Genomic DNA, 20,613 nt, shown 5'->3' with positions numbered 1-20,613 from the left:
CTTTCATGAAACCGGACGTTCACCCGCCCGCCGGGACCGCTTATGCGAGCCATCGCCATAACCGGTTATCGCTCGGCCTGCAGCTCCTTGTCCTGACCTTCGCTCTGATTACGATCGGCCTCTACTTGAGCAGTATCCCCGGTTACTACACAGCACTCGTAACAAGCTGCATCCCGGAAGGCTGCGGCAAATCCGTACCGGCGATGCCGATCGACGGAAACGGCTTGTCTTTGGAAACCTATGCGGCGCTGTTCGTCCTCATCGATGTGGGCTTTACGTCCGTCTTTTATATAACCTCCGCCGTCTTGTTCTGGAAATGCCGGCGGGAACCGCTCGGCCTGCTCGCCGTCATTGCGATGGTTTCCTTCGGCACCTCGTTTCCCTCCTTGTTCGTCGTCGCTTCCGAGGATTCGGCGGCCGCGCATTTGTGGTTTATGATCGTCTCGATGGTCGGCTGGATTTCGCTTGCGTTATTTATTTTCTTATTTCCGAACGGGCGCTTCGTGCCCCGGTGGACCCGGTTCTTTTTTGTAGTGATCGTCCTGATGGATGCGGTCATCCTGATGTTCGACGGAAACATGTGGGAGAAGCTGAACGTCCCGGTATTCATCCAGTTTTTGTGGTTCGTATCATTTACGGCGGCTATGATCTATTCGCAAATATACCGGTTTCGCCGAGTATCCACCCCTGCCGAGCGTCAGCAGACCAAATGGGTCGTCTACGGGGTCTCCGTCGGCTTCGTCGGCTTTATTGCGATGAGCCTTTTGTTCGATCCCAGTCTGCACGACGGTTCCGCGATGACCTATGTGGTGCTGAACGGCGTGCTGCATCTGGTTCTGCTCGCGATTCCGGTTACGCTGATGACCGCCGTGCTGCGCAAAAAGCTGTGGGATATCGATCCTTTGGTGAACCGGACGTTAGTCTATGCAGCCCTTACGGTTTGCGTTGTGCTGCTGTACACGGCCGCCGTATTTTATCTGAGCCGGGTTTTTCAGACGAAAGACCATTTTCTCGTCTCCCTGCTTGCCACCGCCGTCGTCGCTGTCGCCTTCGCGCCGCTGAAGGAGTGGCTGCAGCGCCAAATCAACCGGCTTATGAAAGGCAGGCACGACGATCCGTACGCCGTCTTGATCGAGCTAGGCAATCGGCTGATGCATCCGGTCGAGCCGGATGCGATGCTGAAGGCCGTCGTCGGGACGGTCAAAGACGCGCTGCGCCTGCCGTATACCGGCATCTCCATCGGCGTGGACGGGCAAGAGACGATGATCGCCTCGGAAGGCGAGCCGGTATACGAGCTGCACGCGTTTCCGGTTATTCACCGGGGCGAGGAACTCGGGACGCTCCATATCGCCAGCCGCTCTCCCGGGGAAACGTTCGGCGCCGAAGATATGAAATTTTTGGAGGTGCTGCAACGTCAGGCCGGGCCGATTCTGGAAAATGTAAAAATGACGCTCGGGATGAAGCTGCTGGTCGCAGATTTGCGGGATTCCCGGGAAAAGCTCGTATTGGCCCGGGAAGAGGAGCGGCGGCAGCTGCGCAACAACCTTCACGACGATCTCGCTCCGCGGCTCGCGGCGCTCGCTCTGAATGCGGCGGCGGCCCAAAGCTATGTCGAGAAGGAACCGGCGGCCGCGATCCGGATGATGGCCGAGCTGCGCCTGGTCATTCGCTCCACGGTGGAGGAGATCCGCACGCTCGTGCACGAGCTTCGTCCGCCCACGCTGGATGAGCTGGGGCTGGCCGGTGCCATCCGGGAACGAATCGCCGAGCTGTCCAAGCCGGCGATGCCGATGGTCGGCCGTTCGGAGGAAGAGCCTCTCCGCATCCGGCTTTATACGCCGCCGGCGCTGCCCGTACTGCCTGCAGCTGTCGAGGTGGCGGCTTACCGGATTGTCAGCGAGTCGCTTGCCAATGTGTTGAAGCATGCGCAGGCGACGTCATGTGCGGTGAGACTCGACCTTTCCCCGTCCAGGGAGCTGATGATCGAGATCGCCGATAACGGTAAAGGGATGTATGCCCGGTCCCCGCTGGCGGAGCCTGGAACGGTTTCGGCAGCGGGTGCGGGTTCCGGTATCGGTCTCGGGTCGATCCGCGAGCGGGCGGCCGAGCTGGGCGGGCGCTGTACGATCGAGCAGCCGGATTCGGGAGGGACGCGGATTGTGGCCGTTTTGCCATTGCAGGGAGAGGAGAAAACTTAATGAATATTATAATAGCGGACGATCATCCTCTGTTTCGCAGCGGGGTGCGCAACCTGCTCCGCACGACGGAGGATCTGGTTGTGGCGGGAGAAGCTTCGACCGGAGACGAAGCGCTGGAGCTTACGGCCAAGCTGGACCCGGATCTGATTCTTATGGATATCCGGATGCCGGGGATAAACGGAATCGAGGCGACCCGACTGATCAAGGAAAAGCACCCGCGTACGGAGGTGCTGATTCTGACGATGTTCCGCGACGACCAGTCGGTCTTTACCGCTATGCGTGCCGGGGCCAAAGGATATGTGCTGAAAGATGCGGACGAGATCGAACTGCTCCAGTCGATCCGGATCGTCGGCAGCGGCGGAGCGGTGTTCGGCTCGGATATCGCCGGGCGGATGATTCATTACTTTTCCGCCTCGCAATCGAAGGAACCGTCCGTACATCCCGCTCTGTCCGAGCTGACTAGACGGGAAATGGACATATTGGAGCATATCGCCGAGGGGTACACGAACGCCCAAATCAGCGGCAAGCTTGCGATCAGCGCCAAAACGGTCGCGAACAACGTCTCCACGCTGCTGAACAAATTGCAGGTGATGGACCGCCATGAAGCCCGCCGTCTGCTGCTGCAGGTCAGGGAGGGAGCCGAGCTGCCGGACATGTAGCGGGTCGTCAACCGAGGCGTGCAAACCCGTCGGCAAGCCGGGCACCGGGCACTTCCCGCGCGGAGGGCACCTCTATTCATTTGCCGTTCGATCTGGTCAAGCCTCATGCTCTCTGTTATGATGATTAGTAAAAATACGTATAATAACTGTGAATATTCACTAATTTATCTCACAGAATCGATATATCTTGTCCTCCAGTTTTCAGCACCGAGAGATGGGATGAAGCTAGGAAATAAGGAGCGGAGCGAAGTGGCAGCTTTTGTGAGGACCGGAAGCAGGGAGGCGGAGCGATGAGCGAGACGTACGGAGAACGGCTGAATCTGGTTCCCAAGCCGTTTTATATTCACAAAGTGCACCGGACCACCCCGTTTAATATGCCGGCGAATCACTATCACGATGCTTACGAAATCTATTATATGCTTTCCGGGGAACGTTATTATTTCATCAAAGACCGCACATACCGGATCTTGCCCGGCGATCTGGTGCTGATCGACAAGTTCGTGCTGCACAAAACGCAAACGATTACGAAAGAGCATGAGCGCGTGCTGATCCAATATCACGACGGCCTGATCGACCCGATCGCGGGCAGCTCCGGCTGGGACCCGAAGCCGATCTTCGAGACGCCAGTGCTGCGGCTGAACATCAAGCAGCAGGCCGTAGTCGAGGGGCTGATCGACAAGCTGCTGGAGGAAAGCAAGTCGCCAACGCCGGAAAGTCCGCTTTACGTCAAAATTGCGCTGACCGAGCTGCTGCTGTTCGCCGGCCGGTGCATCCGTGAGCAGACCGGCTCTCCCCTTCGCGCCGAGCCGGACAACCCGATGTTCGAGCGGGTGTCGGGCGTCGCCGCCTACATTAACGAGCATTACGCCGAGCCGCTGTCGCTTACACTGCTGTCGGAGCTGTTCCATATTAATCCGCATTATTTGAGCCGTATCTTCAACAAAGTGACCGGCTTTTCGTTCGTCGAATATGTCAACCTTGTCCGTCTGAAGGAAGCCCAGAAGCTGCTCGTCGCAGGGGACAAAAACGTAACGCAAATCGCGGACTGCGTCGGCTTCGAAAGCTTGTCGCATTTCGGGCGGGTATTCAAGGCGGCCATGGGGATGAGCCCGAAAGATTTCCGCAAAAAGTTCGGGAGCTGATGGGGCAGACAGAGGATACTCGGGAATTTCAGCGGCGGGAACAGCCGGGCAACAGCGAACTTAACTTCCTGATATGAACGAATTCTGTCAAGAGCGCTTCTTGGACTCCTTCGTCTTTGCTCAAACTGTACGTTTCTGAGGTGCTTTATACTGACATGCAGCCTGTGAAGCTCCTTCCGGAAGTTTTACTTCCGTTATCTGTTGATCGCAGCGGGAAATCGAATCATAGCGGAACAATGGGTTCCGTTATTTTCATAATAATCAGCTATATCCCCATTTTAATTCGAAATAACGGAAACCATCCTTCCGCTATAACGTGAAAGTTACGCACCTTGCGCGAATAACGGAAGCCGCTCTTCCGCTACACCTGAGGATAACCATCGATTCCGAGGCTGTCGATTCATTGTGTAGAAGTGTCAGCAGGCCGTTCCAAGTGAAAAATTACCTTCTTCTGCTCAAACAGGTTGTCCGGAATCCCTTGATTGAATAAGGATTGTAAGGTAGGGGATTCCAGACAAAACTCGCCAGAAGGTAATCTTTCCCCTTTCCACTTGGTTGTCCACAATGAATCGACAGCCTCGATTCCGGCCCCTATCGCGATGGAGAAACGTCATCCGAGTTCGTCTCCGCTCAGAACCGATTTTCCTCGTGAAAAAGGACCTCAGCCTCCACTGTACCGTGGAACTTGAGGTCCTTTCATTTGGAGATGGGGATACTCCCCTATCGAACGCACACTTTTGCAGATGGCCCCTTCTCCTTAAAAGGTTATGGCCGTCCGCCGCCAATTCAGCGAGCGCTATTATTTAGGCTGCTGTTGCTGCTGCTGGGCGAACGCTTCGATCCGCTGCATAAATTCCTCGGCCGCGCTGTAGCCTTGCAAGCGGAGCGACCAGTTGTTGGCGGCGGCTTCGACGAGTCCTGCGACGTCGCGGCCCGGCTGGAGCGATATTTGGATGTACGGGATGTCGACCTCCATATAGGAAGACGTCTTCGGCGTCATATCGAGGTCGTTGTACAGCTCGTTTTCCTTCCACGGCGTCAGCTCGATATCGAGCACGATCCGGGTCTCGTCCTGGAACGCCCCCCGGCCATAGATCCGGGCGACGTTAATCAGGCCGACGCTTCGCAAGGCGAGAAACTCCTTCGTCTTGCCGTCATGCGTACCGATAATCGTCTCCGGACCGATTCTCCGCAGGACGACGGCGTCGTCGGCGACGAGCCGGTGGCCGCGGCGGATCAGCGACAGCGCCGTTTCGCTTTTGCCGATTCCCGATTTGCCGCGAAGCAGAATTCCGATGCCGGCGACATTCACGCAGACGCCGTGCACTTGAATTTCTTGAGCGAGCATCTTCGTCAGGAAAACGTCCGCCATGCCGATCCATTTGGTCGTCTGCTCCGCCGTGCGCAGCAGCGGGATGCCTTCCCGCTCGCAATGCGCGATCAGATAACGCAATCCTTCCATCTCCTGGTTCCAGGTTACGACGAAACACGGCGGGTGGTATTGTACGACCGAGCCGATGCGGGAATCCCGCTCATCTTCGGTCTGTTTGTGTAAGTATGTGATTTCTTTGCGGCCAAGCACCTGCACCCGCTGCTGCGGGAAAAAATCGAAATACCCGACGAATTCGAGCCCCGGACGGTGAACCCGGGATTTGCTGATCGTTCGGTGCAATTGCGAATGCCCGGCAAGTATTTCCAAGTGAAATCGGTTGACTAGATCTTGGACGGTGATGGATTTCATAGAGCCGCTGCACCTCTTTCTATCGTTATATTCACAGCTTGATCGGAGCGGAAGCTGTATTCATTATGCCCGCTTCCCCGATTTGTTGCAAGCGTTTTCCCAGGGGTTGTTCCGCTGTTTTTTCAGCCGTTATATATACGCTGCGCCCCTATGGCAGTTTCGCTTTAAAGTTGAATCTTTTGTGTCCAAAATCAAGGGAGCGGCCGGTCGCCGCTGCGAAACTCGGTATCGACCGGCTGACGGACGTGTGGAACTTCATAATCGCACAAGATGCTCATCACCATTTTATAGGAAAACCGGCGGCCGTTCCAGGCAATCCGGCATTGACACTGGATGGCGGATGCAGTACAATATTTCAAAATTAAACAAACGCATTAGGCCGATGACGAGAATCCAACTCGGAGGCGTTTGCGACCAGGACTTCATCCGGGTCTGTTTCGTTCGAAGCAGCTCCCGTTCTTGCGTATCGGACCCGATTCCGATACGGCCGCATGTCCTCTAAGCATACCGGGAACCGCCCCGTTACCGCGGAACCAAGCGGACCGGGCGACTGGTCAAATTGGGTGGCACCGCGGGTGTAAAGCGCTCCTCGTCCCAAATGACGGGGGCGCTTTTTGCATTTTTTCGGATAACGAAAGGACGTGGACCACCATGCTGGACATCCGGTTTATTAGGGAGAATCAACTGCAACTGCAGCAAACGGCCGAGCGGAAACGAATCGAAGTGTCGATCGAAGAGCTGCTTCGAACGGATGAGGAACGCAGAAAAATGCTGGCCGAAGTCGAACGGCTTCGCCAGGAACGCAACCGGCTGTCGGAGGATATCCCCCGGCAGATGCGTGCGGGCAACAAGACCGAGGCCGAGCGGCTGAAAGAGCAGGCGAAGGCCGTAGGGCTCGAGCTGACGGAGAACGAGCCGGCGCTTGCCGGGCTGGAGCAGCAGTTTCGCAAGCTTATGCAGCTCGTGCCGAATATCGTATCGCCGGATACGCCGGTCGGAGCGACGGATGCGGATAATGTCGAGGTCAAACGAGTCGGTACGCCCGCAACATTCGCATTTGAGCCGAAAGATCATGTGACGCTCGGGGAGACGCTGGGGCTGATCGATATGCCCCGCGGTGTCAAGACGGCCGGCAGCCGCAACTATTATTTGAAAGACGCGGGACTGCACCTGCACCGCGCCGTTCAGCAGCTGGCGCTCGATCTGCTCGTACGCAAAGGCTTTACCGTCATGGACGTACCGCTGCTCGTCCGCGAAGAAACGTTAAACGTCGCCGGATTTTTCCCGGGAGGTCAAGAGCAGACGTTCCGGCTGCCGGAAGACAATAAATGGCTGGTCGGCACATCGGAGGCGTCGCTGATCGGTTATTACGCCGATGAAATCGTGGACGTCGCCGAGCCGATCCGGCTGGCCGCCGTCTCGAACTGCTTCCGCCGCGAGATCGGCTCGGCCGGGCGGGATGTGCGCGGGCTGTACCGCGTCCACCAATTCGCCAAGGTGGAGCAGGTGATTTTGTGCCGGGGAGAGGACGACGTCTCGGAACGTATGCTCCAGGAAATTACCGGCAACGCCGAGGAACTGCTGGCGATGCTGGAGCTGCCCTACCGCATCGTAGCCGTATGTACCGGAGACATGGGACAAAAAAACTACAAGCAATACGACATCGAGACCTGGATGCCGAGCCGGGACGGCTACGGCGAGACGCATTCGTCGTCGAACGTGCGCGACTTCCAGGCGCGCCGCGCCAATATCCGGTACCGGGACGAAGAGGGCAAGCTGCAAGTTTGCCACACGCTGAACAATACGGCCGTCGCGTCGCCCCGCATACTGATTCCGCTGCTTGAGAATCATCAGCGCGAGGACGGTTCGATCTATATTCCGCCGGCGCTGCGGCCGTATATGTACGGGATGGAAGCGATTGAGCCCAAGCCGCACCTGTAAAACGATAACTATGCGCAGCGAGATACTTCGGGGAAGGCCGATCGGCCGCCCCGGACCCTTATAGGAGAACAGGAGAAGAGAAGCGCTCATGTCTTATCAAATTGTATTTTTCGATATCGACGGTACCTTGGTCGATGAACAGAAACAGATTCCGCAAGACACGGTCGACGCCATTCGGGAGCTGCAAAGCCGAGGAATCGAAACCGTCATCGCGACCGGAAGAGCCCCTTACTTTTTCGCCCCCTTGGCCGAGAAGCTTGGCATCGACTCTTACATCAGCTTGAACGGCGCCTATGTAGTTTATAAGGGGAAGCCGATTTTCAGCAGGGAAATTCCGCGAGAGAGTGTCGAACGCTTCGTCGGCGTTGCCGCCCGGCACCGGCACAGCCTCGTTTTCGAAGGCCATGACGCGTTCTATACGAACAACGAAGCCGATCCGTTTATGATTGAATCCGTCACCTCGCTGCGGGTCGATCTCCCCGGGCATGACCCGGATTTCTGGAAGAAGCAGTCGATCTACCAGCTGTTTCTCCACTGCGAGACGGCCGAGGAACCGTTGTACGACCAGGCCGTTCCGGGACTGAAGCTGATTCGCTGGCACGAGAAGGCAATGGATGTTATCCCGGACGACCGCTCCAAGGCGCAAGGGATTGAAGCGTTTCTGGCCCATCTGGGGATAGGCTCCGAAGCAGCGGTAGCTTTCGGTGACGGCCTGAACGACAAAGAAATGCTCTCCCTGGTCGGTCTCGGGATCGCGATGGGCAACTCCCACGAGGAATTGAAGCCGTACGCGGACTACGTCACAACTCATGTGGACGAAGGCGGTATCCGCAACGGATTGAAGTATGCCGGACTAATCGGGTAACTCCTCTTTCGAACGACCGGTGGCCGCCTCGCGAATGCTCTCTGTCCAATCATCCAAGCAACAGAAAGAGCCTCGCCGAAATCCGTTTCGGGGGCTCTTTCCCATTTGGTCCGCAGGACGTCAATCAAGCTTTGACCAGCTCCAGCACGATGGCGTTGATCCCGTTCAGCAAGGCGTTCGCGCTTGCTTTGATAATATCGGTATCCATCGCGCGGCCCGAATACGTTTTGCCTTCGTATTCGATCCGGATATTGACCCGGCCGATCGCTTCCTTGCCCCGGGACAAGCTGTTGATTTTATAATCTTTAAGCTGCACGTCCAGGCCGACGAGCGATTTAATGACACTGTACAAAGCGTCGATCGGACCGTCCCCGACACAGCTGCCGACGATTGACTCCCCGCCCTTTTTCAATTTGACCGTTGCCGTAGGCGTCTGATCGCTGCTGATGACCTGGAACGATTCCAGCATGTACAGCTGGCTTTCGCTTTGCTCGATCGTGCGGTGATTAGTCACCAAATAAAACACGTCATGGTCGTACACTTCTTTTTTGGCGTCAGCAAGCGTCAGGAACTTCTGGAACAACTGCTCGAAATCCGCTGCGTCGGACGTGTCGAAGCCCATCTTCTCCACCGCATTTTTGAAGGCGTGGCGTCCGGAGCGGGCCGTCAGGATCAGCTCCATGCTTTCGGCCCCGACGTCCTCGGGCGACATAATCTCGTATACCTGCTTATCTTTGAGCAGGCCGTCCTGATGGATGCCGGACGAATGCGCGAAGGCGTTCTCGCCGGTAATCGCTTTGTTCACCTGCACGTCGAGTCCGGTCAGATGGCTGACCAGCCGGGACGTCCGGAGCAGCTCCGTCGTCTTCACATCGGTGCGGCATTGGTAGAACGGCTCCCTTACCTTCAGGCCCATGACCACTTCTTCCAGGGACGTGTTGCCCGCTCTCTCGCCCAGCCCGTTGATCGTGCACTCGACCTTCTCCGCGCCGTTTTTGATCGCGCTCAGCGTATTGGCCGTCGCCATCCCAAGGTCGTTGTGGCAGTGGACGCTGAGGACGACTTTGTCGTTCAGGTTTTTCAGCCTGTCGTTAATTTTGCGGATCAGCTCGCCGAATTCTTCGGGTACCGCAAAACCGACCGTGTCCGGCACGTTGATCATCGTAGCTCCCGCTTTGACGACAGCCTCGATCGTGCTCCACAAATATTCGAATTCCGAGCGCGAAGCGTCTTCCGTCGAATACTGCACGTGAGGAAGCAGCGTTCTGGCGTATTTGACCGCATCGACGCCCATTTGCATCACGGCATCCTTGGAACGATTAAATTTTTTCTCCACGTGAATGTTGGAGGTGCCGAGCACGATATGGATCAGCGGATTTTGCGCCAGCTTGATGCTCTCGTAGACGGCGTCGATATCGCTCTTCACCGCCCGGCCGAGTGCCGTAATCGAGACGCTGTCACCTACGCTGCGGGCAATTTCCTGGACCGCCTGAAAATCGCCGGCGGACGATGCCGGGAATCCGGCCTCGATAATATCCACGTTCAGTCTCTTCAACTGCTGAGCGATTTCCAATTTCTGCTGCATATTTAATTTCGCTCCGGGTACTTGTTCTCCATCGCGCAGCGTAGTATCCAGTACGATAATTTTACGGTTCATTTGATGTTCCTCCTAGGCATGTTTGGTTAGTAAGTAGGTGCAGCGAGGTTGATTAAACCCGGAATTTAATCAACAAAAAAACCCCGTCTCTACGTATAGAGACGAGGTTGAACTCGCGGTACCACTCTAATTCATTTCATGGGAAATGATCTTCTTCGATGGCCATCACCATCTATCCCTGTAACGGGGGAAATCCGTCTAGCCCTACTTGATTCGGGCAGCCGTTCATAGACGAGTTCGAAATGAATGTCACTACCGTTTCGCACCGGCCAACGGCTCTCTGAAAGCTCTTTTCACTTCTACTATTTCTAATCGCAACATTTGGCGTATTTATTTATTGGTTATTATATGCCACGTTAAATGAGGATGTCAACATCGCATTTCCTTCGTTTTTCAACTTTTTTGCTTATGCAGTTCATCCCTGCCGCAATCGTCATTCCATCGTCCAGATCGCCCGCAAATACGCAAGCTTCAATCCGGCCCGCTCCATATTGCGGAAACTGGCGGAGCCGAAAGATGCCTGGGCGGCGACGAACCGGGCTCCGCAGGAAGCGGCCGTCTCGATCCGTTTGCGCAGCAGCCCGGCGTGCAGTCCCCGGCCGCGGTAGTCGGGCAGCGTGGCGGCCAGCGTGAAGGACGCGATATCCCCTTGCACCCGCATGACTCCTACAGCCGCATGGACTCCCCCTGCGAAGCCCAGGAAAAACCGCCATCCTTCCCGTCCGAACAATACCCGGTTGTTCGCCGCGATCGGCGCCGCCCCGTTAGCCGGCAGCCCGAAGCCGAGGCAATGGATGCGGCCGTAGATATCGATTTCATCGCTGTTCATCTCCCGGAACGTCACGTCGCCGTCGTCCTGTTCCGAATCGGTAAGGGCCGAGTTGGTATGGGCTTCCGCCGTCTCCGCATACAACGCCGAATGAAACCCGGTTTGCCTCAGGCCATGTGAGGCCAGCTCCTTGGCCAGCTCCGCATTCAGCTTCCCGGGAATGATCCGTACCTCGAACTTCCGGTTGCGCTCGCGGTAATAGTCGACGATCGAGCGAACGGCTCCCGTATCCTCCGGACCGATTCCGCACACGGCATTAAACGACGTCCAGCCCATCGTCCGGCTGTATACGGCGGTGCAGCCTCCGAACCGCTCGATCTCAATCCCTTCCGGGTTGCCTTCCCGGCTCCGGATCGCTTCCATCCGGTCCACCAGCACCCCCGTCTCCGCCGCTTCCAGTGCTTCCGCCAACTGGCCGCTCATCGTTACGCTCACCTTCTTCTCCTCCTGTCCGCCCGCCGTCATCCCTTACAGATGCCGATCCGTCGCTATAGGCATCGACAAAGGCTTGCATCCATTCGCCTGCGCGTTCCCTTTGCCCGTTCATCCGCTCCAGATCGTCCGGGTCCATGTCAAAATACGTACCGTTCATAAATCCCAATAATGCGTTATAAGGTACCGGTTTGCTTAAACCCAGCTTCCGGGAGAAGGAAGCGAGCTCATAGGCCAGCTGTGTTGGAGTGATTCGCACATGCAAAAGAATAAAAACAGGATCGGCTTCATCGCTTCCGTCCGCTGCGGGTGCCGTGTCCGGCAAACAATCGAAGTATGCGGCCGCCCTCTCCTCAGTCCGGCCTATATGCGCTCCGATCCGGACTGACGCCTCCAGATCGCGGTACAACTCGATCTCGTCATATCCGACCAGAAACGAACGTTGCTCCGCACGCCACTCAGCGAACAGGTCCGATTGCAGCACCCGTTCCATCACCTGCTCAGGCGTACAGCCCTCCTGAAAAAGCTGCTTCGTATAATCTTGAAGCCGATTATGAACCGCCCAATCGGCCTCGAACTTTGCCGTCTCCTCCGGCGTCGGCTCCGGCGGAAGGTCCTTGACCCATTTCCCGTACATGACGGTTGAAACGCCGCCGTTTGACTGGCGGTCGAACACTTCATATTCGCTGCCTGCAAACAGCTCCTGAGCCGCAGAAGGACGGCCCGACGTTTCCGCGCAGACGATCCGGTATCCGAGCTCCCGTCCGCGCTCCTCCAGCTTGCCCAGCATTCGCCCGCCGTACCCCCGCCGCTGCAGCTCCGGCTGTACGCCCAGCCGCTTGATCTCACCTACCGCCGGGTTTTTGATGCAGATGGCGCCCGTCGCTGCGACGACGCCGTTCTCCTCGCCTACCCAGAACTCCGCGCCTTCGGCCAAACAGGTTAGCTCGATATCGGGCCAATTATCGCCATCCGAGCCGAGATCCACTCCTGCATCCGCCTGTCTGGCGAGAGCTTCGTGCAGCCGGATCACTTGCTCCCGGTCCGAATCGAGATACAAACGAAGTTCCAAGGCCGCCCTCCTCTTTCGAACTTCCGGGAACCCACTCCGTCCCCAGACTTTCTCTTTTTCTTTCACTTTTTTCTTTCACTTTTTTCTTTCACTTTTTCTTTCTCTTGCTCTTCCTCTACATTCGCCGGACTTACAATGTTTCCTGCCGGAAAGCTCGACTCCGAATGAAGCCCGTCCCCCAGTTTCTTGGGAACCGTTCGCACTGAGCTTCGCTCAGACGACATATACATACAGCTAAATGACCGTATAAGAGTCTTTGGCATGTTCTATTTCCGGCATATGAGGATGATTGTGACAAATAGAAGCGGTTTGTCCCCCTTATTCCCACCACCTGAAGGGACTTGCGCCTTTTTCGCGGATATTAGCAGGTTCAAACCGCTCTTATTCCGCGCCCAAGCCGGTTTTCGGACCAAATAAAGGCTGCAAAGCGCTTCTATTGCGACTGCTTCCTCAAAAAAGTAGCAGGACAGAGAACCGAACGGCCGCGATAAACCACGATAAGTAGCTTGCGATGCCAGCTGACCTGACGAGTAAGAGGTTCCTTTACCCGCCTTCTCACGGTGAAGCACTTAAACATTCTGGCGCCGGGCGCACAGAAAAGGACAGGAAGCTTCGCCTTGTGCGGCAAAGCCCCTGTCCCTGTCCCTGTCCCTGTCCCCGTTTCCTTACACATGCAGCCACCAGATGCCGGCACATTCCGGCACCACTGTCCAGCCGTTGCGCAAAACCTGCGCCGCCAGTTCGCTCCCGAAAAAGAACCGGGTCAGCCGCTCCGCCTCCGCCAAACTGCCGAACGTGTAATCGGTCCGAATCCAGCGGTGCGAGAAACCGAGCTCTTGCTCCAGCGTCTCGTAATAATCGAGTAAAAAGCGCGGCGGAGCAGGCGTTGCCGTACCCGTTCCCATCGTCTCGAACAGCACGATCGTGCCGCCCGGACGAAGCGTCCGCTTCATCTCCCCGATAATCTCATGTACATGGCTCCGGTAACCGGGCACATCCGAGTTGCACAGATAAGAGACGCTCCAGCCGGATACGATCAAGTCCACCGACTTGTCCGCCAAAGGCAGCTTCCGGTGATCCGCCTGCTCCGTCCTCCAGTTTGTCAGTCCCCGGCTGCGAAGCTTGCCGGCCAGCACATCCAGCATGGCGGTTGAGGCGTCGAACGCGGCCAACGAGCGGACGCGCGGGCCGAGCACGACGGACAGTCTGCCCGTCCCCGCTCCTACGTCGGCGGCGTCCAGTCCGTCAAACGGCCGAATCTCCTCCAGCACCCCGCTCAAATCCGGCTGCTTGGCTATCATCTCCTCGTATACATCCGCCTGCCCGGCATATATGCTCGCATGGTCAACCATCCCGTCCATCTCCTCCCCGCCTGGGGCGGGATCTCGGGAGTCGTTCTCTCCCGGCAACCTTACTATAAACGTTGCCGCAACGTTAAGGTCAATCCCTTTGACGGGCTGCCGGTTCAGATTTTGTTCAGTCGCGTCTTGTATAATAATCAGGCCAGTTTATATAAAAGAAGGGACTATTGCCATGCTGCTCCGCATCATGTTTCACGACAGGCCGATTCCCGTTAACGTTCCGGATCACGGTTATTCCGAAGATTTGCTGGAAGAGCTGACAGACACATTGGTTCTCCGTTTAGAAGCTGCACAGAAACAGGCCCCCGCCGGATGGGACGAGCTGCAGACGATCGAACTGGAGGCTGCTTCGGGAGGCTGGAAGGCGGTCTTGTACTTCTCCGGCGACAAAAGGCCCGCAGAGAGCTTGCCTCTCCGCTAAACGTTCCGGCGCAGGGAAGAGTCCGGTTGGCGCTCCTTCCCTTTGCTTATACCCCGGCAAGACGCGCACGCCCCCGCTGTTCTTTCCAGCTATCGTACCACTTCGTGATAGCCGGGGACACGGCCGAATCCAGTTCCCGCTCCAATCTGGAAGTCAGAAGCCAGTACTGGTCTTCCACCCCCGCTGTATCTCCTAAAGAGTCGTACAGCTTCATCAGCGTGAAATAGCTTTCTTCATCATAAGGCAGATAATGCTGAATCCGCTGATTCACCTGCAAGGCGGCGACTATCATGCCCCGCTCCAGATAATAATCGCTCAGCCCTTCGGCATGATGCATCCAGAGCCTCCGAAGCCGTTCCCGCTCGTGCTCGGACCACAAATATTCTACCTCGCCCAAGTAGTGGCCTATATACATCCCCAACACTTGCTCGTGCTCTTCCATATGTCCGGCCTCAAGCGCCGGCAGCCGCTTCAGCCTTGCTTCCCATTCCGCCACATCCAGCCTCGCCTCGCCAATCGTAAGCTTGTACCCGACCTCCAGCTCCCCGCTGTGGATCGTAACCGCTTGAAGCCCGGCGCTTTTTAACGTTTGCCTGATATGGTAGATGGTCGTATACAGCTGCTTGGCCGCACGAATGCTGTCAAAATCCGGCCACAGCAGCTCGAACAGCGTCTCCCTGTCGACCGTCCGGTCCCGGTGATGGAGCAAGTAGGCGAACAGCTCCTGAGCTTTGCTCGTACGCCACTTGACCGATAACGGCTGACCGCCGGGCAGTTGGAATTTGATTTGATGAAAACAGCTGATTACCGGCGGTTCTTCAGCCGTCCCGTTATCACAGCTCGATAAGATTCGGTCCTTCAGCCTGTCGATCGTTTTCTGCAGCCGGTCCAATTGAACCGGCTTCATCACATAATCCAGGGCATGCAGCTCGAACGCCTGTACCGCATACTGATCATAGGCGGTTACAAATACGATCTCCGCTTCCGGAACGGCGGACTGCAGCCGCTCTGCAAGCTCCAGGCCGTCAATGCCGGGCATCTGGATGTCGAGAAATACGGCGTCCGGCCGAAGCTTCCGGGCCTGATCGCATACTTGAAGCGGATCGGTGTACATGCCTATGACTTCGATGTCGCCTATATCGCGCTCCAGCAGCTTCTTCAGTTGCGCCAGAGCTAATCGCTCATCGTCTACCAGAATGGTTCTCATCCGGATAACACCGCCTTGCTGGTGCAATTTAACATTTCAATCAATTCCTTTATTATATCACCACCTTTTTGGTTCTGACAGGGACAAGCGGGCTATTTACGCAAGCTACATAAGGGAAACCGTCTGTATGAGTTCCACGCGAAAAAGAAACCACCAAATCCGACTGATGGATTTGATGGTTTCTTCCCGTTCGCCCCAGGTTGCGTCCGCCTTAGTCGATCAGGTTTGTCATTTGCAACAGCCTTCTCATCAGAGCAGCCGCTTCCGCACGCGACATGTAGTCTTGCGGGTTCAGCAGTTGTCCGTCTTCGCCTTCGACGATGCCGGCTGCAACCATCTTCGCTACAACTTCCTTAGCCCAGCCCGATACGTTATCTGCATCGCCGAACTTCAGAAGCGTCGCATCGATCTCCGCCGGACTCATAAATCTTTGCGGCTCAACCAGGTTGAACGCGCGGGCGATCATCGCAATGCCTTGCTCTCTCGTAATGTTCCGGCCTCCGTGGAACAAGCCGTCGTCATAACCGAGCACGATTTCAAATTCGCTGGCAATGCTCACCCCATCGTGATACCAGTCGGATTTGTTGACATCTTCGAATTGATTTTCGAGCACATTTTGACGCATCAGGCCCATACCGGTCGCTACAATAGTCGCGAATTCCGAACGGATAATATTCCGGTCAGGCGAGAACCTATTATTCCCGGTTCCTGCAAGATCGAGCCTTGCCGCGATATTGTTTACATCCGTTCTAGCCCAGTGGTTCTTCACGTCGTCAAAATCTTTCGGATTCCAGATGACGGAATACGTTCCGTTGCTGCGCAAATCGTTAATGAGTGCAAAGTAGCGGTTGTTAAGTTTCGTAACGACTGTAGGCAAGTGGAACATCGTACCGTCCGGATTGATGACCACGCCTGTCGTGATCCGGTTTGGATCGATTCCTTCCGGAAGCGCGATATATCTGGCGGCATATCCGTTCAGACGATCCGTATCTGTTGTTTTCCCGTCGGTTGTAAAGGTGAGCCTCAGATCGACCGGATCGACCAGCAGCTCGTATCCTTCAGCCGTCGCCTTGCTGTGCGCGCTGTCGATCAAGGATTCCGGAGAACGCTTGATGTCGACGTGGACGGCAATATCGCCCAGCTTCGCGCCGTTCAAGTTGTTCGAGATGGCGTTAAAGTCCAGCTGTCCGCCCGGTACCGGGTAGATGGCCAGCAGGTTTCCGATCTCCAGACTGGAGCCGGAATCGGCAATCCGCTTCACTTGTTCAGCCGTCAAGCCTTGAATCTCGACATCGCCTTCGTTCGGAACGCGTATTGCCAGTTTTTGAGCGTTCCCTTGCGCCAAAATATCGTTAAGCTTGCCTGCATCGATTTGAACCGTAGTTACGGTCCGCCCGCCTTCTGTCGTCGCCTTGCCTGTTGCAAATTCACGTGTGTTGTCGTTTACGCTGCTGATGATGTCTCCGTTTTTCGGAGGAGTGCCTCCGCCAATGCCGGTACCGATCGGTGCAGTCCCGGTGTTATCGGATTCCTCATCTTCACGGATAATTGTAATCTCATACTGACCAAGAAGGATGTTCGGATTATTCTTGTCGTAAATTCCAACTGTGATCTTATTGACTCCATACCACAGCGGCAGTTTATCTGATGCCTTGTCAACTTCTTTGCCGTTTACACTTACTATAACTACCGTGCCGGTCGCGGACGCCGGTATCGGATCAAGATTGACGCTATCAACGTAATGCGGAACCGTGGCCTTGTAGCCGTTAGGAATTTGTTGATCGAACGCCGGAGAAAGTTTAGTCACTCCATCGCTGCTAACTACCCCAAGTCCGTTATCGGTCAGTTTTCCTCTTGGATCGATATAGATTTGTCCAACCCCAAGATCAATGCCAGGAAGAAGCTGTCCAAGCTTATTGTTAGGATTATCTTTATGCTGAATGTTGCCTGGTACATAAGTCAGTACATTTCCAGCAACATCTTCAGGAAGGGCTACGACGACTTCATTACCTTTCACGCTAAATGGCGCCTTTACAGGTTTTCCGCCAAACTCCAGTCCTGTCAAATCGAGGCCGGCTTCATCGACGGGTTTGTTAAAAATCAGTTTCAACTTCCCGTCTTCAACGTAAGACGTCACGATTTGCAGAGGAACGATGTTGTTTGTTGCCTTAATACCGGTTTGATCACCTGCAGAGATAGGAGATAATTCATTATCGGCATCCTCTGCTGAAACGATATTTCCTTCGTTTTGGTCATATTCGACCACCAACGGATTCTTAGGTGCGGGCGATAGTGGCTCATCGAAAGTAACAACCGCTTTATCTCCATCGATAGTAGCTGCAATTACTTTACGGCCATCAATTGTAAAGCTTTTAAAATCTTCCGCGCTTAATGCGCCTGCAATATCCTGATTGAATGTTAATTTTGCTTGATTAGGGGTGGCGTCATCGACTGTTACATCAATCAGTTCCAGCCGTTCCGGAGCTTTTTTAACAACAACGTTAAATACTTCGGATACTGTCGTACCGCCTCTTGTGAACGTAGCAGTCAGAGTGACGGGCTCATCTTTCCCTGCAGGTCTCGTTACCGTACCGTTCGTATCAATAACAGCAGGGTTGGAAGATGTCCAGGTAACCGGCCCCCCTATCACTTCTGCAAGTAATTTCAGATCAGTTCTCACTGCTTCTTGAACACTATTAAACTTCTTAATCATATCCCAAGTCACTGTATCCGCCTTCGCCGGATTGAAGGCGAAAGTCTCGGATGTTAGCGGACCGGTCGCGCCAACTACGACGCTTGGATGGATCTGAACCGATGCAAATGCAGACGCGGGTTCTAACTTAGCCGATTCGCTAACCTTAAACGAAATCTCAAGTTCTGTAGTACTGCCGCTCTTCAGTGTTACAGTGTCGATTTCTATGCCTTCCGGCAAGTTGTTTATCTTCACATGGCTAGCAGCAACACCTGGATCGAACGTTCCGTTTTGAAGTTTAACGGTCAACTTTTCGGTTATCGTATCATCCGGATTTACATGAATGGCTTTCTCTCCAAGGCTGATCGAGGGATAATCATCCGTGAACAGGAACGAGATAGTATTCGAAAACACTTTATCCCCTGTCACATGCCATTCAGGCATACCAGGAATAACTTTGGATTTATCGACTCCAAAATAAACGTTATCTGTAACCGAAGCCGGAGTCGTACTGCCAGTCAGTATAATAGTTAACTGTGTATCGTTATTTCTGATAACATCTCCGATCGATAAACCCGCCGGCAAATTAATGCTGTAAACAGCGGCTGCAACCGTAGGATCCTCAAATTTGCCATTCACAAGCTTAAGAATAATCGGCTCGTCAAATGTCCCGTCGTTTCTAGTTGATTCCTTTAAAACGGGATTTTCTACAAACAGGTACGGTTTTTTATAGAAGTCGATATTAAACGTGTTGGTCTTTAAGTTTATACCATTACTTCCTGCCACTTTACCGCTTGCAATGGTTACGGATGCATCGGACACACTTACAGGATCTGCGGCTGTTCCTGTGAAAGTCAGCCTAAACTCCTTGTCGGATAATCTTTCGACCGTATAATCCAGTCCGGCAGGAAGCTTGTCCACAGTAATATCTGTTTTAGTAATATCTTTCTCCAGTACTCCATCCGTGATAGTAACCGTCACGGAACCATTGATTGCTCCAGAACCGTACGTAGCTTCGGTTACGTTTGACTCACTGATATACGCCCGCGCCTGATCGATAAACGTGATCGGGAATGTTTCCGTCGTATAATCTTTAATTCCGACAACAAGGTTTTCCTTGCCTATCGTTAGCGAAGCGTTCGTAATCGAATATTCGCTGCCATGGTTGATTGCCTTGTCCGTCTCGGAGAGGGTGAATTCAAGAATTGTGTCGCTTACACGAGTCACGCTTCCGATTTTTAGTCGAGTCGGCAAATTATTTATTGTCAGTTTTGCGGGATCAATAACAGGAGACAGAGTACCACCTTTAATCACGACTCTTTGGGTGCCCGCAACTGTACCGTCATTAGCTTTAGTTTCTTTGAATCCGGCGTCCTTCTCAAGCTCGGTCAATACCGAATCTGGGCCGCGTTCGTCCAAACTGGTATAATACGTGTAAGTTTGGCTTTCATTAGGCGCAAGCTTATTCGATTCCCAGGTCATTGTGATTGCTTGGTCCGCTTTCACATTGTAACCCTTTGCTTTCGCATTATCATACGCATCTGGCGCATATGGATTCGTATTCGTAAAGCCAAATATCGAACCTTTCGCAGCCGGGTCTTTTGAATAAAAGAAGATTGGAGCTCTTGAATTGAAAGCCTTATACAGAGGATCGTTAATATTGTAAGTCTCCGCTTTTACGACAGCGATTCCATCATCCGCGACGGTGTGCGTAATTGTGTTAGAGGTTGGAAATTCCCCGCCAACATCCTTCGTATTATCCGGATCCAGAGTGCGCATATATCGAGCGCTGTCCCAAGTATCGCTGCTAATATTTTTAATAGTAACATCATTACGGAAAATCTTGTCATCGACCTTAAAACTGATCACCTGAGTAATTTCCATTGTATCTTTCCATGTCGAAACTACTTTAGCTTGCAGCAAACCTGCGGCCAGATCAGACTCGTTTTCGACCGTAGTTGGCATGCTTTTGGTTTTCATTAAAGCAGAGTTCGAGTTCGCAAATGTTTTTGTTCCAATTTTATAGCCAACCGCGAATCGTTCCTCCATCGTTCCAGGCAAATAATAATCGATAGGCAAATCTTTTCCCGTGCCAAATCCGTCGTGGTCGGCGCTCATACCAATGGTTTTTCTGACCTTTGTTCCAGTAAAATTAGCGGGTTTCGCACCCTCCGTGCCGAAATCGCCCCACTGGCTTATACCAAGCTCCATATATTTGCCGCCGAGAAACAGTTCTTTTGCGTATATACCGGTACCAAATACTGCTCGGGCATTGGCATCGGCAGCATACACCGTGCCGATAGAGAACTGGTGAATGAGGGAAAACAGCAATGCCGCAATAAGTACCAGCGATATTTTTCGCTTTAACACCAAAGTAATCAACCTTTCTTTTGTTT

The 20,613-nt window shown here is 54.3% G+C and carries 13 protein-coding genes and 1 other annotated feature; of the genes, 6 read left to right on the top strand and 7 right to left on the bottom strand.

Annotated features, from left to right (window positions below; all coding sequences use genetic code 11):
- Window positions 1-5: 5 nt before the first annotated feature.
- The 3 genes from IDH45_RS14900 (at window position 6) to IDH45_RS14890 (ending at window position 3,999) form a co-directional block, all read left to right on the top strand.
- The gene (locus IDH45_RS14900; RefSeq protein ID WP_190928912.1) at window positions 6-2,198 is read left to right on the top strand and encodes a GAF domain-containing sensor histidine kinase; all 2,193 of its coding nucleotides are present in this window, start codon (window positions 6-8) and stop codon (window positions 2,196-2,198) included.
- Window positions 2,198-2,857, top strand: a complete 660-nt coding sequence (locus IDH45_RS14895; protein WP_190928911.1) for a response regulator — start codon at window positions 2,198-2,200, stop codon at window positions 2,855-2,857. Before IDH45_RS14900 ends, IDH45_RS14895 begins: the two co-directional genes overlap by 1 nt.
- 290 nt (window positions 2,858-3,147) lie before the next feature.
- Window positions 3,148-3,999 carry a helix-turn-helix domain-containing protein gene (locus tag IDH45_RS14890; protein WP_190928910.1) on the top strand — a complete coding sequence of 284 codons (852 nt, stop codon included), beginning with the start codon at window positions 3,148-3,150 and terminating at the stop codon, window positions 3,997-3,999.
- Between the two features lie 799 nt (window positions 4,000-4,798).
- Here IDH45_RS14890 and hprK read toward each other — a convergent pair.
- On the bottom strand, window positions 4,799-5,740 hold the full coding sequence (gene hprK / locus IDH45_RS14885; RefSeq protein WP_190928909.1) for an HPr(Ser) kinase/phosphatase: 942 nt from the start codon (window positions 5,738-5,740) through the stop codon (window positions 4,799-4,801).
- A gap of 651 nt (window positions 5,741-6,391) precedes the next feature.
- Here hprK and serS point away from each other — a divergent pair.
- Complete coding sequence (gene serS, locus IDH45_RS14880) at window positions 6,392-7,681, top strand: serine--tRNA ligase (protein WP_190928908.1); 1,290 nt, start codon at window positions 6,392-6,394, stop codon at window positions 7,679-7,681.
- 88 nt (window positions 7,682-7,769) lie between these two features.
- Window positions 7,770-8,546, top strand: coding sequence for a Cof-type HAD-IIB family hydrolase (locus tag IDH45_RS14875; protein ID WP_190928907.1), 777 nt, complete (start codon window positions 7,770-7,772; stop codon window positions 8,544-8,546).
- Between the two features lie 124 nt (window positions 8,547-8,670).
- Here IDH45_RS14875 and IDH45_RS14870 read toward each other — a convergent pair whose 3' ends face one another.
- The 4 genes from IDH45_RS14870 to IDH45_RS14855 all read right to left on the bottom strand — a co-directional run bounded on the left by IDH45_RS14870 (window position 8,671) and on the right by IDH45_RS14855 (window position 13,888).
- Window positions 8,671-10,203: a 2-isopropylmalate synthase gene (locus IDH45_RS14870; RefSeq protein WP_190928906.1), complete on the bottom strand. Its 1,533-nt coding sequence runs from the start codon at window positions 10,201-10,203 to the stop codon at window positions 8,671-8,673.
- A 94-nt stretch (window positions 10,204-10,297) separates the two neighbouring features.
- Window positions 10,298-10,528, bottom strand: a binding site (T-box leader).
- A gap of 108 nt (window positions 10,529-10,636) precedes the next feature.
- Window positions 10,637-11,467 carry a GNAT family N-acetyltransferase gene (locus IDH45_RS14865; RefSeq protein WP_190928905.1) on the bottom strand — a complete coding sequence of 277 codons (831 nt, stop codon included), beginning with the start codon at window positions 11,465-11,467 and terminating at the stop codon, window positions 10,637-10,639.
- A complete protein-coding gene (locus IDH45_RS14860; protein ID WP_190928904.1) occupies window positions 11,352-12,536 on the bottom strand; it encodes a GNAT family N-acetyltransferase in 1,185 nt (394 codons plus the stop codon). Before IDH45_RS14860 ends, IDH45_RS14865 begins: the two co-directional genes overlap by 116 nt.
- A 665-nt stretch (window positions 12,537-13,201) precedes the next feature.
- Window positions 13,202-13,888: a class I SAM-dependent methyltransferase gene (locus IDH45_RS14855; protein WP_190928903.1), complete on the bottom strand. Its 687-nt coding sequence runs from the start codon at window positions 13,886-13,888 to the stop codon at window positions 13,202-13,204.
- Between the two features lie 181 nt (window positions 13,889-14,069).
- On the opposite strand from IDH45_RS14855, the gene IDH45_RS14850 reads away from it, so the two are divergent.
- Window positions 14,070-14,318 carry a hypothetical protein gene (locus IDH45_RS14850; RefSeq protein WP_190928902.1) on the top strand — a complete coding sequence of 83 codons (249 nt, stop codon included), beginning with the start codon at window positions 14,070-14,072 and terminating at the stop codon, window positions 14,316-14,318.
- A gap of 46 nt (window positions 14,319-14,364) precedes the next feature.
- Here IDH45_RS14850 and IDH45_RS14845 read toward each other — a convergent pair whose 3' ends face one another.
- Together IDH45_RS14845 and IDH45_RS34975 are read right to left on the bottom strand one after the other, a co-directional pair.
- A complete protein-coding gene (locus IDH45_RS14845) occupies window positions 14,365-15,525 on the bottom strand; it encodes a response regulator (protein WP_190928901.1) in 1,161 nt (386 codons plus the stop codon).
- 211 nt (window positions 15,526-15,736) lie between these two features.
- Window positions 15,737-20,587, bottom strand: a complete 4,851-nt coding sequence (locus tag IDH45_RS34975) for an S-layer homology domain-containing protein (RefSeq protein ID WP_190928900.1) — start codon at window positions 20,585-20,587, stop codon at window positions 15,737-15,739.
- Window positions 20,588-20,613: the final 26 nt, after the last annotated feature.

The organism is Paenibacillus oceani (genome assembly GCF_014705615.1).
Classification (GTDB): domain Bacteria; phylum Bacillota; class Bacilli; order Paenibacillales; family NBRC-103111; genus Paenibacillus_AB; species Paenibacillus_AB oceani.
Note: the sequence above shows the minus strand (reverse complement) of the source record. Positions and strands in the feature narration are given on the sequence as shown.